Origin of the sequence: Nitratiruptor sp. YY09-18, from assembly GCF_016593235.1 — a bacterium.
Lineage (GTDB): Bacteria > Campylobacterota > Campylobacteria > Campylobacterales > Nitratiruptoraceae > Nitratiruptor.
This window is the reverse complement of sequence record NZ_AP023065.1, coordinates 1,608,267-1,624,234: the sequence shown is the minus strand read 5'-3', so window position 1 is coordinate 1,624,234 and position 15,968 is coordinate 1,608,267. Positions and strand designations below refer to the sequence as shown.

General features: G+C 33.4%; 13 protein-coding genes. 8 read left to right on the top strand and 5 right to left on the bottom strand.

Features of this window, described 5'->3' with window-relative positions:
- Window positions 1-15: 15 nt before the first annotated feature.
- From JG734_RS08670 to JG734_RS08660, 3 genes are read right to left on the bottom strand one after another with little or no spacing between them, the layout of a single operon-like run.
- Window positions 16-486: a BON domain-containing protein gene (locus JG734_RS08670; protein WP_201332897.1), complete on the bottom strand. Its 471-nt coding sequence runs from the start codon at window positions 484-486 to the stop codon at window positions 16-18.
- Window positions 470-1,360: a hypothetical protein gene (locus JG734_RS08665; RefSeq protein ID WP_201332896.1), complete on the bottom strand. Its 891-nt coding sequence runs from the start codon at window positions 1,358-1,360 to the stop codon at window positions 470-472. Before JG734_RS08665 ends, JG734_RS08670 begins: the two co-directional genes overlap by 17 nt.
- Window positions 1,361-1,397: 37 nt before the next feature.
- Window positions 1,398-2,816, bottom strand: a complete 1,419-nt coding sequence (locus tag JG734_RS08660) for a DEAD/DEAH box helicase (RefSeq protein ID WP_201332895.1) — start codon at window positions 2,814-2,816, stop codon at window positions 1,398-1,400.
- 221 nt (window positions 2,817-3,037) lie between these two features.
- On the opposite strand from JG734_RS08660, the gene radC reads away from it, so the two are divergent.
- The 8 genes from radC (at window position 3,038) to JG734_RS08620 (ending at window position 15,195) form a co-directional block, all read left to right on the top strand.
- Complete coding sequence (radC, locus tag JG734_RS08655) at window positions 3,038-3,697, top strand: DNA repair protein RadC (RefSeq protein ID WP_236586881.1); 660 nt, start codon at window positions 3,038-3,040, stop codon at window positions 3,695-3,697.
- On the top strand, window positions 3,697-5,220 hold the full coding sequence (locus JG734_RS08650) for a class I SAM-dependent DNA methyltransferase (protein ID WP_201332893.1): 1,524 nt from the start codon (window positions 3,697-3,699) through the stop codon (window positions 5,218-5,220). The genes radC and JG734_RS08650 overlap by 1 nt, the downstream gene beginning before the upstream one ends.
- Window positions 5,217-6,197 carry a virulence protein RhuM/Fic/DOC family protein gene (gene rhuM / locus JG734_RS08645; protein ID WP_201332892.1) on the top strand — a complete coding sequence of 327 codons (981 nt, stop codon included), beginning with the start codon at window positions 5,217-5,219 and terminating at the stop codon, window positions 6,195-6,197. Before JG734_RS08650 ends, rhuM begins: the two co-directional genes overlap by 4 nt.
- A 10-nt stretch (window positions 6,198-6,207) precedes the next feature.
- Complete coding sequence (locus JG734_RS08640) at window positions 6,208-7,389, top strand: restriction endonuclease subunit S (protein WP_201332891.1); 1,182 nt, start codon at window positions 6,208-6,210, stop codon at window positions 7,387-7,389.
- On the top strand, window positions 7,386-11,096 hold the full coding sequence (locus JG734_RS08635) for an SIR2 family protein (RefSeq protein WP_201332890.1): 3,711 nt from the start codon (window positions 7,386-7,388) through the stop codon (window positions 11,094-11,096). Before JG734_RS08640 ends, JG734_RS08635 begins: the two co-directional genes overlap by 4 nt.
- 2 nt (window positions 11,097-11,098) lie before the next feature.
- Window positions 11,099-14,281: a type I restriction endonuclease subunit R gene (locus tag JG734_RS08630; RefSeq protein ID WP_201332889.1), complete on the top strand. Its 3,183-nt coding sequence runs from the start codon at window positions 11,099-11,101 to the stop codon at window positions 14,279-14,281.
- A 134-nt stretch (window positions 14,282-14,415) separates the two neighbouring features.
- Window positions 14,416-14,682 (top strand): YbeD family protein, encoded by a 267-nt coding sequence (locus tag JG734_RS08625; RefSeq protein ID WP_201332888.1) that lies wholly within the window; start codon window positions 14,416-14,418, stop codon window positions 14,680-14,682.
- Window positions 14,683-14,757: 75 nt separating this feature from the next.
- Window positions 14,758-15,195, top strand: a complete 438-nt coding sequence (locus JG734_RS08620; RefSeq protein WP_201332887.1) for a hypothetical protein — start codon at window positions 14,758-14,760, stop codon at window positions 15,193-15,195.
- On the opposite strand, the gene moaC is transcribed toward JG734_RS08620, so the two are convergent.
- Entirely contained in the window at window positions 15,192-15,680 is a 489-nt protein-coding gene (gene moaC / locus JG734_RS08615) for a cyclic pyranopterin monophosphate synthase MoaC (RefSeq protein WP_201332886.1), read from the bottom strand. The genes JG734_RS08620 and moaC overlap by 4 nt on opposite strands.
- Window positions 15,670-15,954 (bottom strand): Dabb family protein, encoded by a 285-nt coding sequence (locus tag JG734_RS08610; protein WP_201332885.1) that lies wholly within the window; start codon window positions 15,952-15,954, stop codon window positions 15,670-15,672. The genes moaC and JG734_RS08610 overlap by 11 nt, the downstream gene beginning before the upstream one ends.
- Window positions 15,955-15,968: the final 14 nt, after the last annotated feature.

The following is a 15,968-nucleotide window of genomic DNA, read 5'->3' as shown; positions in this document are numbered from 1 at the left end:
GCAACTTTAGTTGCTTTATATCAAAGATTTGGCTGGAAATTTGATGATGAGGTAGGAGACTACTTCTTTGACACCCCGCGTATGGAGGGCTATATCAAGGGCTTTGTCAGCAGTCTCTTTGGAGTTTACTTTGCCATAGAGTTCCACACGACCATTATGTACAGTGACCAAGATAGTAGAAGAGGGAATAGATTTATCTGTGAGGAAGTTGTATTCTAGTTGTGTTTTGATCAAGAGATCGTTGCGCTTTTGCGGGATATGAGCATTTTTGAGCTTTTTATAGTAGAGCATCCAGCTATGCTCATCCTCTGGGACCGCTTTTTGTTTTGTGGTTGAGAGATCCTTGAGAGACTCAGTTGCCTTTTGCATGAAGAGCATAAATTGCTGCAAGGCCTCTTGCATTTGTGTTACATCATTCTCTTTTGGTTGCTGTGCTAGTAAAAAAAGAGGAAGGAGAAGGATGAAAAGGCTATTTTTTAATTGCATTGATTGACTCCTGAATTTTTTCTTTCGCAATTTCAAAAGCTCGTAGACCAAGTTTTTTTGCCTCATCAGTACTGATTTTTATCGATGGTGCATCTTTGAGGAGTTCACCAAAACTTTTTTTAAGGGATGTAACTGCCTTTTGCGCTTCTGTAAGGAGTTTATCATAGATTGGCTGTTGAGCAATATGTAAAATTTTCTCTTTGATTCCAGGTTCACTCTCTTGCGCTACTTCTTCGATAGTTTTATAAAAAATTTCATCAATATGCGGGAGATTTTGGATAATAGTTTCATAGTTTTCTATGATAAGTGTGCGTGCCTCGTCTGGGGTAAACTCAATTGTTTCATTAAATTTTGCAAGGCTTTTGTGGATTCCTTGCTTTGTACCATATATAGCACCTCTTATGATTTCATCTGCATGATTGATACTAGCTTCGGCGATATTTGCAGCAACTTGCAGAATGGTTTTGCTAGTATTTTTGATATGCTGCGGATCTACATTGATATTTATTGTCTCAAATGTAAGGTCTTTTGTGATTTCTTTGATAGTCTCTTCAATATTTTCACCATTTTCAAGTGCATTGAGTATGGCACTCTCAACAGTTTCTGCCAAAATACCGAGAAATTCGAGAGAACTGAGCTTACATTCTTGGAGGATGCGCAATGCCTCTTGTTTTTGCTCTTGAGGAAACGATTCTACCTCTTTTTCAATTTCATTGAATAGAAGTGCAAGATCAGAGCGTAGTGCTCGTTTTTGTGCTTCTATTTGTGATTTGAGTCTATCTATTTGTATAAGAAGTTCTTTTATGGTTTTAATACGTGGTTTTTTAACCTCTTCAATACGTTTGATGAGATCTTTTTTGAAGTTATTGCTCATAGTCCAACCTTGAGTAAAGTTGGACTATTATAGCAAATTATCGTCTGTGGGAGCTACGGCCTCGACGATTATTGCGAAATCCGCGATTGGTATTGCGTCCTCTTGAGCGGTGAGGACGAGAGAGTTCTCTTTTGGCATCTTCTAAGAGTCTTTCGATCTCTTTGAGGCTCTTGCCAATTTTCTCTTTGCCATACTCTTTATCTTGAGCAATAACGAGGCTTGCTAGTTTCATAGCTACTGTAGAGAGATCTACTTCAGCTTCCAATAGATTGACAAGTTCTACTGCTTCTGGGCTTACTTCCTGGGAGAGGATCTGGTCCATCAACGATTTTGCTTTTTTGTTTTTGACTTCAGTAGAAGTAGGGATCTCTTTGTTGATAAGTGAGCTTCCAACAGCTTTTTGGATACGCAAGAGCTGCTTAAATTCGTGCGGAGTCACAAGACTTATAGCTACTCCCTCTTTTCCAGCTCTCCCTGTTCTGCCGATTCTATGTACATAGCTTTCTGGATCAAACGGAATATGATAGTTAAAGACGTGTGTTACATCACTAATATCTAGACCTCTTGCTGCTACATCTGTTGCGATTAATATATCTGCAGCACCCTTTTTGAATGCTCTGATTGTCTCTTCACGCTGGCGCTGTTGCATATCACCATGCAAACCTCTTGCATTGAGCCCCTGGGCATTGAGAAAATCTGCAAGACGGTCAACTTCAACCTTCATACGGCAAAAGACGATCGCTTTTTGCGGATTTTTATAGTCAATAAGACGTATAAGTGCTTCATCGCGCTCTCGCTCATCTACAACGTAGTAAAACTGCTTAATATTTGCATTGGTTACCTCTTTTTTGGTAATTGAGATAAACTCTGGCGAATGGAGGATCTGGCGAGCAAGCTCTTTGATCTCGTTTGGCATTGTAGCACTAAAAAGCAGTGTTTGCCGATTTGTGGGAAGATATGTAAAAATCTCTTTGATATCATCCAAAAATCCCATATCAAGCATCTCATCAGCTTCATCAAGAACGACGAATTTTGGGTTGAGCTCAATTTTACCGCTTTTGAGTAGATCCAAAAGTCTACCTGGCGTCGCTACCACAACAGCTGCATTGGCTATGTGGTTAATTTGTCTAGAGTAAGAGCTCCCTCCATAAACGGTTGCTGTTTTGATACCAAGATATTTGCCTAGGCGAAAGATTTCATCACTTACTTGCGTTGCGAGTTCGCGTGTAGGGACAATCACAAGCGCTTCTACTTCGCCATCAAGCTCAAGCATATTAAGAATTGGCAGAGCAAATGCAGCCGTTTTGCCAGTACCTGTGTGAGCCTGGCCCACCATGTCTTTGCCTACAAGAATTACAGGAATTGCCTCTTTTTGGATCGGACTTGGCTCTTTAAAACCAGCTTGCTCGATCGCTTTCATTATTTGGGATTTGAGATTGAAATCAGAAAAAGTCATTTTGCCTCTTTTTGTAAAAATATTAACCTTCAATGAGCGAATCACAGACGATTCAATCAAAGGTCACTTCTAAGATTTTTTGGGAGTGTAGAGGTGATAAGGGGATCGAATCGTAAATCAACGCCTCTTAAAGGCTTGACGTATTGTAGCTGTATATACTTAAAAATAACTTAATAAAAAAATATTTGCTATGATAAGAAATAAAATAGTTTGGATGAATGATGAGAAAAATGTGTGAACTTGAAAAGTTTGAAAAACCGAGAGAAAAACTTTTAGAAAAAGGAGTAAAAGCCCTTAAAGATTATGAATTGGTAGCTATTTTGCTTGGAAGTGGTGTAAAAGGAAAAGATGTTATCAAGCTCTCACGAGAAATTATCAAACTTTTTCAACAAGATTTTGATGGAATCGATATAGAAAGGCTTCTTCAAATTCACGGACTTGGCATTGCAAAAGCTGCTCAGATAGTAAGTGCTATAGAGCTTTCAAAAAGATACTTACTAAAACAACATAAAACGATAACTTCACCAAAGGATGTATATGAGGAGCTAAAAGAGTATTTTGATAAAAAGCAAGAGTATTTTATAGCCTTTTATCTTGATGGGGCAAAGAGAATTTGTGAAAAAAGAGTGATAACTATTGGCACGTTAAATCAAAGTCTGGTACATCCAAGAGAGGTTTTTGCTCCAGCAATTGAAAATAGATGTGCAAGTATCATTGTAGCTCATAATCACCCATCAAACAATCTAACTCCGAGTAAAGAAGATGTTTTAATTACTGAAAGATTAAAGCAAAGTGGCAAGATACTTGGAATTGAACTGTTAGATCATATCATTTTTAGCAAAGAGGGATTTGTAAGTTTACAAGAGGAGGGAATTTTATAATGGCAAAGAAAAAAGAGAGTTTTGAACAAAGCTTATGGAAAGCTGCTGATAAACTGAGAAAAAATATTGATGCAGCTGAGTATAAACATGTGGTGCTTGGACTCATTTTTTTACGCTACATATCAGAAGCATTTGAAGATCTCTATGAAAAACTTCAAAAGGGTGAGGGAGAATACGCAGGGGCAGACCCGGAAGATATAGATGAATACAGGGCTGAAAATGTCTTTTTTATTCCGCCTGAGGCACGATGGAATTATCTAAAAACAAAAGCCAAAGATCCAGAAATTGGGAAAATTATTGATAATGCAATGGAAATAATAGAAAAGAAAAATCCATCTCTCAAAGGCGTTTTGCCAAAAGTGTATGCAAGAGGAAATATTGATCCAATCGCTCTTGGAGGGTTGATTGATCTTTTTAGCAATATTGCAATACACGCGGCCAAAGAAAAAACTTCAGATATTTTAGGGCATGTATTTGAGTACTTTTTAGGGGAGTTTGCATTAGCTGAAGGGAAAAAAGGTGGGCAGTTTTATACGCCAAGAAGTGTAGTTGAGCTTTTGGTTGAGATGCTTGAGCCATATCGTGGAAGGGTATTTGATCCATGTTGTGGAAGCGGTGGTATGTTTGTGCAGTCTGAAAAGTTTGTACAGGAGCATCAAGGAAAAATTAATGATATTTCAATCTATGGACAAGAGAGCAACCAGACAACCTGGCGGCTTTGTAAGATGAATTTGGCTATTCGAGGGATTGATAGCTCACAAGTTAAATGGAACCCGGAAGGCTCCTTTTTAAATGATGCTCATAAAGATTTAAAATCAGATTTTGTCATAGCCAATCCCCCATTTAACGATAGTGATTGGAGTGGAGAGCTATTACGTGAAGATGCACGATGGAAGTATGGCATACCACCAGCTGGGAATGCAAACTATGCATGGATACAACACTTTATCTTTCACCTTGCACCCCATGGAAAGGCTGGTTTTGTTTTAGCAAAAGGGTCTTTGACTACCAAACAAAAAGATGAGTATGAGATTAGAAAAAATATGATAGAAGATGATATAGTTGATTGTATTGTAAATCTACCTGCAAAACTCTTTTTAAATACGCAAATTCCAGCATGTTTGTGGTTTTTAAGAAAAAACAAAACTACAAGAAAAGGACAAATCCTCTTCATTGATGCACGAGATATGGGAGAACTTATAAATAGAAGACAGAGGATTTTAACACAGGAAGACATTAAAAAAATTGCAAATACTTACCATACATGGCAAAAAGAGGATAGCAGGTATGAAGATATAAAGGGGTTTTGTAAATCTGCGACGATTGATGAGGTAAAAGAGCTTGATTATGTTTTAACCCCGGGACGATATGTGGGACTTCCTGAAGAAGAGGATGATTTTAATTTTGAAGAGAGGTTTGCAAAACTAAAAGCTGAGTTTTTAGCCCAACTTGTTGAAGAAGAAAAACTTAATAAACAGATTCTTGAGAGTCTGGCAAAGATAGATATTAAAGGTGAAGGGTGAAAGAGGAAAATCAATTAGTTATTTTTGAAGATAGTGATAAAAAGGTTGAGGTGCAATTAAGAGAAGAAACAATATGGCTTGATGCACATAGGCTTGCTGAATTATTTGATGTTGATAGGACGGTTATTGTAAAACATATTAGAAACATCTATAAAAGTGGAGAACTTGACGAAAATTCAACCTGTGCAAAAATTGCACAGGTTGCCGCAGATGGTAAAAAAAGAAAAATGAATCTTTATAATTTTGATGTAATAATAGCCGTTGGCTATCGGGTAAACTCCAAAAAAGCAACACAATTTAGAATATGGGCAACAAATGTTTTAAAAAATTATCTTATTAAAGGGTATGTAGTTAATGAAAAAAAGCTTACTGAAGAAAGATTAAAAGAGTTAGAAAACGCTATAAAATTTATAAAAGAAAATATTAACACCCCTTCAATTAGTGCAAATGAAGCAAAAGGAATGCTTGAAATTATTGAAAAATATGCTTTGGTTTGGAGATGGATAGAAGAGTATGATACAGGCAAAATAGAAGCAAAAATTGCAAGAAAAGATAGGAAAAAAATAGGCTACCAAGAAGCAAAAGAAGCAATAAAAGAGCTTAAAAAGTATCTTATTGAGCGTAACGAGGCATCAAAAATTTTTGGAATAGAAAGAGATAGAGGATTGTTTGAAAGTGCATTAAATACCATTTATCAAAGTTTTGGCGGTGAGGAGCTTTATCCCTCATTTGAAGAAAAAGCTGCAAACTTGCTCTATTTGATTATCAAAAATCACCCCTTTGTAGATGGAAACAAACGCATAGGAGCTTTGCTTTTTTTAAAATTTTTATATGAAAACCTATCAAAAAAAGAACTTTTTCAAAAATTTAATAGCAATACCCTAACCGCTCTATGCTATCTTGTGGCAGCAAGTCCAGCAGAGCAAAAAGAGCAGCTTATCAAGCTTATTATGAATTTTATAGCGTTTGAAGGGTAAAGGGTGAATGATGAGTGAAAAATTACCTAAGGGATGGAAAAAGGTTAAGTTGGGGGAGGTTGCTTTATACATAAATAGAGGAATAACTCCTAAATATGTAGAAAAGAATGGAATTACTGTTATTAATCAAAAATGTATAAGAAATGGAAATATTGATTTTAAATTAGTGAGATTACATGATATTAATAAAAAATTTCAATCTGAAAAAATATTACAAACAAATGATATATTAATAAATTCTACTGGAGTTGGAACAGCAGGAAGAGTTGCAATATATAAAACCTCAATGAAAGCTACGGTAGATAGTCATGTTTCTATATTAAGAATAGATACAAAAAAAGCTTTTCCAAAATTTGTATTTTATAATTTGAGAAAAAGAGAAAAAGAACTTGAAGAAATAGCCGAAGGGTCAACAGGTCAAATAGAACTTAAAAGAGAAAATATTAAAGAAGTTGACATTCCACTTCCATCCCTTCCCGAGCAAAAAGCCATAGCTTCTGTGCTTTCATCTTTTGATGATAAAATAGATCTTTTACATCGTCAAAATCAAACGCTTGAGCAGATGGCACAGACGCTTTTTAGAAAATGGTTTATAAAAGATGCAGATGATAGTTGGGAGATAACTACAATCGGAAAAGAATTGCATACAGTCCTTGGAGGTACACCTTCAACATCAAAACCAGAGTATTGGGATGGGGATATCCCTTGGATAAACTCAGGGGAAGTCAATAGATTTCGAATTGACAGTCCAACAAAATTCATTACAAAACTTGGTTTAGAAAAATCAAATACAAAACTTTTGCCTAAAGGTACAACTGTTATTGCTATTACAGGTGCTACACTCGGCCAAACTAGTTTGCTTGAAATAGATTCTTGTGCAAATCAATCAGTAGTTGGTATTATTCCTAATGAAAGATTATGTAAAGAATTTGTTTATTTATGGGCTAAATTTAAAATAAGAGAAATTATATTAAATGAAACAGGTGGTGCACAGCCTCATATAAATAAAAACGATATAAATGAAACTGAACTCATAATTCCACCTAAAATTTATTTAAAATCTAAAATTCCATACTTAAGAAAACTATTTAATAAAATCAGTAATAACATTCGACAAATCCGCACCCTTGAAAATTTAAGAGATACACTTTTGCCAAAACTTATGAGTGGAGAAGTAAGGGTTAAATTATGAATTACAACAAAATTTTACCTATTCCAAAAGTTCCTCAAGAAATAATTGATGCAGTTAATAATGAAAAATTAGCTGTTTTTATTGGCGCTGGAGTATCAAGGCTTTTAGGGAGTTCAGGTTGGGATGAACTTGCGTATAATTTTATTAAGACTTGTTTTGAAAAGAAACTTATTAATTATAGAGAGTCTGACTCTTTAAAACAGCTTAAAGATCCTAAAAAAATAATTACTGTTTGCTATCATCTTTTAAAAGAAAGTAATAATGAAGAAATTTATTATGAAACTCTTGAAAATGCTATTAAAGCTGATACAGACCGTCTAAATTTACAAAATATTTATGATGAAATATATAAATTAAGAGCTTTATTTATTACAACAAATATTGATAGTCATTTTCATAAATATTTTGAACCTATGAATATTGTATTTAAAGAAAATGAATTTATACCTTCAAATATTTATAGAAATAAACTTTATCATATCCATGGCTGCTTAGAAAAAGGTAGAAGTTCTATTATCTTTACAGTTTCTGATTATATTAGGAGATATAATCAGAAAACTTTTAAAAAGTTTTTAGAAAAAATTTTTGAAGAATATACAGTATTGTTTTTGGGATATGGATTAGCGGAATTTGAATTACTTGATTTTTTAATAACAAAATACGACAAATATTCAGAGCGTAAAGAATTAAAACATTTTATACTTATTCCATTTTATCGTGGCGAGGAGAACATACTTTCATTTGAACGTTATTATTATAATTCTATGGGTATTGAGGTTATACCTTATGAAAAAGATGAAAAAGGATATGAACAACTTTATGAAGTTTTACAAAATTGGAATAAAGAAATTAATCAGGTTTCTGGATACTTATATGATACTTATGAGTATTTAAAAAAATTGGCTTATAGCTATAAAAAATCTGAGGAATATAAAGTTTTTCAACTTATAAAAAATGATGAGCCTCAAAGGAATTATTTTTTTAAATGTCTCGCTTCAACGAATAACCCATTTCCATGGTTAAGACCATTAAAAGAAAAAGGATATTTTAATCCAGCAGATAATCCTAAACCTCAAGAAGTTCCAAATAAAAAAGGCTATTTTACTATACCTCACTGGAATATTCTTGGATATTTAGAAAATGTAGCTAAAAAGAACAAAGAAACCCCTTCGGACGAAATAACAAATTTATTATTAGAAATAATTCAGGAAATTATAGATTATAAAGATGAAAATGAAGAAAGGATTGAAAATTATAGAACTGATTGGGTAATGGTAAAAATTATTTTTTCATTGCCAATTGAAAAGATAAGCAATAAACATATAGAGTTTGTAAAAATAGCCTTAAATTCAAAATGGGATAGTTCATTAGTTTCATCTGAGATAAAAGAAACCGTACTTCCTAAATTACTAAATGAAGGAGAAAAAGCAAAAAATTTAATCTTAGAATTATTAAAGGTCATTTTGGATTATAAGAAGATTAAAACAGACTCTATTTTGGGGAAAGAAGATTCTTTTGATTATATTTCAATAATGGATGAGTATTGGCTTTATGAATCTTTAAAAATTTATAAGCCACAAATAGCCAAAATCTGTGGATTTGAGGCTGCTAGAATTGCTATCCAAAAAATTAAAGAAATAGTAACTGAGGATAAAACACAATTTAATTCTATCTGGATACCAACAATAGAAGACCATCCACAAACAAGTTTTCCTGATAAATATCAAAATCAGTTAGTTTATTTTGTAAGAGATGTGTTTGAACTTTCAAAACCTCAAGAAATAAAAGAAGTTATAAGAAATTTATTGAATGAAGAACATCCTATATTCAAAAGAATTGCTTTTTATACCATAAATCATCATTATGAAGAATTGAATCATCTATTGTGGAATTATAATAAGAATCCTCTGGATGAAATTTCTATAAAACATGAACTATTTGAACTATTTAAAAGTCATGCAAAAGATTTTTCAGATGAACAGATTGAAAAGATTATAGAATGGATTGAGTCTAAAGATTATTATATACCTGAAGGGATAAAAAATAATGAACAAGAAAAAGAGAAAATTCTTGCATATCAGAAAAAAGAATGGCTTTATTCGCTTTTAGATTCAGGAGATTCTAAGATTGTTGAGCTTTATAATAAATACAACTCTATAAATTCTGTAAAACTTGTTCATCCTGGCTTTGATTTTTGGACGGAAACTAAATGGGGTTATGAAAGTTTAGGAGATATAGAAGAATTTCTTAATAAATCTAATGAAGAAATAGCAAAATATTTAGATAGTTTTAAAGATAAGAAAAATATAGATATGGAAGGAATTGCTAACTCTTTTAGAAATGCTGTAAAAGAAAAACCTGAAAAGTTTACTGCAAATATGAAACCATTTCTTAAAATTCAAAGAATTTATCAACACTCATTATTATGGGGGTTAAAAGAAGCTTGGAGTTTAAAAAAGCCAATTAATTGGAATATATTATTTGATTTTATTAGTTATTTAATTTCATCAGATGATTTTTGGAGTGAAAAATATAAATTTAATAATTATAGGGATTGGATAATATCACAAATAGCAGAACTGCTTGAAGAAGGGACTAAAGATGATAAACATGCTTTTGAACCTAAACTTTTACCAAAAGCAGAAAAAATATTATTAATTCTTGCAGAAAAAACCGAATCTGAAGTCCCTGATATGCTTGATGTGGTTACATCGGTTTTAAATTCAACAAAAGGGAAAATATTTTCAGCCATGATAAATTACTCTCTGAGATACGCCCTCTTATATAAAACAGAAAGTGAAGGGAGATGGATTAAAAGCATAAAAGAAGAATTTACCAAAAGGCTAAACTGCAATATTGACCTTTCTATTGAGTTTTCAGTAATTTTAGGACGATATTTGGCCAATCTTTACTGGCTTGATAAAAAGTGGGTGATTAATCATATTAATCAAATTTTCCCTAAAGAAAATGAAACTCATTGGCAAGCTGCTTTTACAGGTTATTTATTTTATTCTTCAAAAATTTATAAGGATATTTATTTTTTACTTAGAGAAAACAACCACTATTTAAAAGCAATAAAAACAAGCTTTAAAGATGAACATATTACTGAAAGGCTTGCCCAACATATAGCAGTAGGATATATAGAAAATTGGGAAAATTTAGATGATGAAACAAGCTTAATTTCACAGTTGATTGAAAATGGAAACAAAAAACAACTTTTAGCAATGGTAAGTTTCTTTTGGATGATGAGAGAAGATATTAATGATAAGATAAAAACTAAAATAAAACCTTTATGGAAAGCAATTTTTGAAAAAACAATAGAAAACAAGGAATCTTCTGAAAATCAAGAAGTTATTTCAAATCTTATTAACTGGTTAGTACTAATTGATGAAATAGATGATGAAATTTTTGAATGGTTAAAACCTGCAATAAGATATTCTTTTAAATATCATAATACTATATTTTTATCAGAGTATTTATTGAAACATGTATCAAAAACTCCGGAAAAAGTAGGAGAACTTTATATTGAAATGCTCGAAAATAATAATTATTTATATTATAAAGTTGAGAATATTCAGGAAACAATAAAAATACTATACGAGACAGGAGAAAAAGAGTTGGCAGATAGAATATGCAACTTATATGGAGCCAGAGGTTTTGATTTTTTACGTGATATTTATTTTGAATATAATAAAAAAGAGAGTTAACAATGCCTAAACTAACCGAATCTTCCATTGAAAACTTTACCATAGAGCTTTTAAAAAATCAAGGATATGATTACCTCTATGGCGGAGATATTGCCCCAGATGGGATAAATCCATTGAGAGATTCTTTTGAAGAAGTGATTTTATTTGATAGGTTAAAAACAGCAATAAAAAAAATTAATCCCAGCTTACCTCAAGATGCAATAGATGATGCTATCAAGCAACTAACACAAATCAATACGCCAGATTTGATAGCAAATAACGAAATATTTCACAGAATGCTAACAGAAGGGGTAAAAGTAACCTATCAAAAAGATGGAGTTCAGCGAGGCGATATTGTATGGCTTATTGATTTTAAGAATCCCCAAATGAATGATTTTTTGGTAGTAAACCAGTTTACGGTTATAGAAAATCACAAAAATAAAAGAGCCGATATTGTTATATTTATCAATGGACTTCCACTTGTAGTCATGGAGCTAAAAAATCCTACAACTTCAAATGCCACTTTACAATCAGCTTATAACCAGCTTCAAACTTATAAACAAACGATTCCTTCACTCTTTACATATAACGAGATTTTAATTATCTCAGACGGGCTTGAAGCAAAGATGGGAAGTCTTTCAGCAGGGTTTGATAGATTTATGGCGTGGAAAAGTGCAGATGGGAAAAGTGAAGCCTCACATCTTGTAAGTGGGCTTGAGATACTCATAAAAGGGCTTTTGAATAAAGAAACTTTGATTGATTACATCAGGTTTTTTATTCTTTTTGAAAAAACAAAAAAAGAAGAAAAAGCCCAGATAACCGTCCAAACCATAAAAAAAATAGCAGCATATCATCAATACTATGCAGTAAATAAAGCTATTCAATCAACCATTCGTGCTATTGGTAAAAATAGAGAAAGTTTTTTAGTTAAAGAGCCTCCAATAACTTATGGGTTACCTGATGTTAAAGAGCAAAGTGAAGGGGATAAAAAAGCAGGTGTTGTTTGGCATACTCAAGGTTCAGGTAAGTCACTTTCGATGCTTTTTTATGCTGGAAAAATAATCCAAACTATCAATAATCCAACAATTGTTGTTATTACAGATAGAAATGATCTTGATGATCAGCTTTTTAACACTTTTTCAACTGCTTCAAAGATTTTACGCCAAGAACCGGTAAAAGCAAAAGATAGAGAGCATTTAAAGAAGCTATTAAAGGTAGAAAGTGGTGGAGTTGTATTTACTACTATTCACAAGTTTTGGCCAGATGATGGAAATATTTATGAAACATTGTCTATAAGAGATAATATTATTGTTATTGTAGATGAAGCGCATAGAACTCAGTATGGTTTTAGAGGGAGAGTGGATAAAAAAAGTGGAGAGATTAAGTATGGTTTTGCTAAATATCTGCGAGATGCGCTGCCAAATGCTAACTATATAGCTTTTACAGGAACGCCTATAGAGAGTTCTGATAAAAACACTCCCGCAGTTTTTGGAAACTATATCGATATTTACGATATAGCAAATGCTGTTGAAGATGGAGCGACTGTTCCAATCTACTATGAGAGTAGACTTGTAAAAATAGATATAACAGATGAGGGTAAAAAGCTTATTAAAGAGTATGAAGAAGAGTTGGATGAAAAAGGATTATCTGAAATTGAAAAAGCAAAAGCAAAATATTCCAAAATTGAAGCTTTAGTTGGAGCAAAGCCAAGAATTAAAGAGATAGCAAAAGATATAGTAAGCCATTTTGAAAGCCGTCTTGAAGTGATGGATGGAAAAGGGATGATTGTTGCAATGACGAGGCAAATTGCAGTAAATTTATATGATGAGATTATCAAGCTTCGCCCTAATTGGCACAGTGATGAACTAAAAAAAGGGAAGATTAAAGTAGTAATGACAACTTCATCATCGGATGAACCCCACATTGCAAGATTTTATCTTACAAAAGATCAAAGAAGAACGCTTGCTGATAGGTTTAAAGACCCGCAAGATGAGCTAAAGTTGGTAATCGTTGTGGATATGTGGCTAACTGGTTTTGATGTGCCGTGTTTGCACACGATGTATATCGATAAGCCTATGAAAGGGCATACCCTTATGCAAGCGATTGCCAGGGTAAATAGAGTTTATAAAGATAAAACGGGTGGGCTTATTGTTGATTATATTGGAATTGCAAGTGATTTAAAAGAAGCTTTAGCTTTTTATAGTGACAGTGGCGGTAAAGGTGAGCCAGCGAAATTACAAGAAGAAGCTGTAAAAGTGATGCTTGAAAAGTTAGAAGTTGTAAGAGATATGTTGTATGGATATGACTATAAAAGATATTTTGATGCCAATACTTCACAAAAACTTCATATTATCCTTGAGGCTGAAGACTTTATCCTTGGGCTTGAAAATGGTAAAAAAAGATTTATTGATGCAGTCAGCACATTATCTAAAGCTTTTTCATTGGCTGTGCCACATAGTGAGGCTATGAAGATAAAAGATGAAGTAGCTTTTTTTCAAGCTGTAAAATCAAGACTTATCAAGTTTAATACAGATAATGAAACAATTGGAACGTATGAAACAGCAATCAAACAGATTGTTGATAAAGCTGTCTCTTCAAATGGAGTGATTGATATATTTGATGCAGTAGGACTTAAAAAGCCTGATATTTCTATTTTATCTGATGAGTTTTTAGAAGAGATTAAGGGAATGAAGCAAAAAAACTTAGCCATTGAGGCACTCAAAAAGCTTATCAATGATGAGATTAAAGGCAGAATCAAAACAAACATAGTAAAAAGCAAATCTTTAAAAGAGTCTTTAGAGGAATTAATACGAAAGTATAATAATAGACTTTTAACGGCTGCTGAAGTGATAGATGAGCTTATAAACCTTGCAAAAGAGATAAAACAAAGTGATAAAGAGCCCGAAGAATTGGGGCTTAGTGATTATGAATATGCATTTTATTGCGCAGTTGCAGAAAATGAAAGCGCAAGGGAGTTAATGGGGAAAGAAAAGTTAAAAGAACTTGCCGTTGTTTTGTTTCAAAAAGTTAAAGAAAATACCACAATAGATTGGGCGATACGAGAAAGTGCAAGAGCAAAATTAAAAGTAATAATTAAAAGAACACTCAGACAATATGGCTATCCGCCCGATATGCAAAAGCTTGCCACCCAAACAGTTTTAGAACAAGCTGAAGCATTGGCTAATGAATTAGTAGAAGCAGTTTAGATAAAGATATAGCTTTTATCCTATTTTGAAAAGATTTTTCTACCCCAGCCATAAACTTAATTGTAACTTAAGTAGCACTTTTTTTGATTCCTTTTTGCTATGATAAAAATAGTTTAAAACAAAAAGGAGATACAATGAGAGAGATGAAAGATTTTGATCAAAAAGTACAGATAGAGTATCCAACAATTTGGCGATATAAAGTGATTGGCGAAAATGCCAAAAAGACGCGAGAGGCGATAGAGAGCGTGACAAAACGACCTACGACTATCACCTTTTCCAAGCAGAGTAACCGTGGAAAATACCAAAGTTTCAATGCGGATATCATGGTACACTCTGAAGAGGAGAGGGAAAAGATCTATCAAGATCTTAAGAAACATGAAGATATAAAAATGGTATTGTAAAATCACTTTGCTATTATCGCTTAAAAAATCTTCGATTTTTGTATAATACATAATTATCAAATTAAAGGAAAGAGAATGTACAAAGCGATAATGGCGGTTTTGGTTTTGGTACTTTTGAGTGGATGCTTTAAAAAAGAGCCTCCAAAGTGCTCAGATGAAGAGACTATTGAGACGGTGAAAGAGATATTCGCAAAGAATGTGGATGAAATTTATGACGGCATTCCACTCATTGCAATCATGAAAATGGGCAAAAAGGGTAAAATCGACTTCCATCTACCCAAAAAGATCGTAGATATAAAAGATGCTTTACCTGTTTCGTATGATGAGAAGATCAAAAGACGAGAGTGCCAAGCAACTGCAGTGCTTGATACGAATGATACAGCGCAGATCTCTTATACTGTGCAGCTATCAGAGAAAGATCCAGATCAGTTCTATGTAGAGCTCAAATTTGATTTCTTGCAGCCTATTTTGCAAAAGCATATGATGCAATCATTCATGGGAGGAGCACTTTAAGAGTGCTCCTCTCTGATAAAATCTCCACTTTTACCACCACTTTTGCGTTCTAACTGGATATTTTTGATAACCATTCCTTTATCGATGGCTTTGAGCATATCATAGATCGTCAAAAGCCCAATGCTTACTCCCGTCAAAGCTTCCATCTCTACTCCTGTGCGGCCTTTGAGCTTGCAAGTGACAGTGAGCTTAAAACCTGGTAATTCTGGGAGATCTTCCACATTACAGTTGATAGATGTGAGAAGCAGGGGATGACACATGGGTATGAGGTCTGGAGTTTTTTTGGCTCCCATAATGGCAGCTATGACTGCAGTGTGGAGCACTGCGCCTTTTTTGGTCGTTTCATTTTTTACCGCATCAAATGCTTCTGGAGTCACTTCGATGATACCGCTGGCAACCGCTATGCGCTCCGTCTCATCTTTGGCTCCCACATCTACCATTTTAGGACGTTTTTTTTCATCAAGATGTGTAAGATCAGATTTCATAATCGACTACCTTTGTTTCAGTACCCTGTTTTTTAAGCCATGCTACGATCTCATTTTGATGGTAGGGATGGATACGATAAGCTTCAAGATCCTCTTTGGATGCAAAAGTGGTTACAAGAGCCAAATCATAACTTCTTTCGCTTCTACTAAAGTCAATTCCAACCTCTATATCTTGTAATACTTCGATATTATCTTTCATACTAAGCAGTTTCTCTTTGGCAATTTGTGCTAAACTAAAATCAGGAAACTTCATAAAGACAATATGTCGAACCATTGTAATCCTTTAGG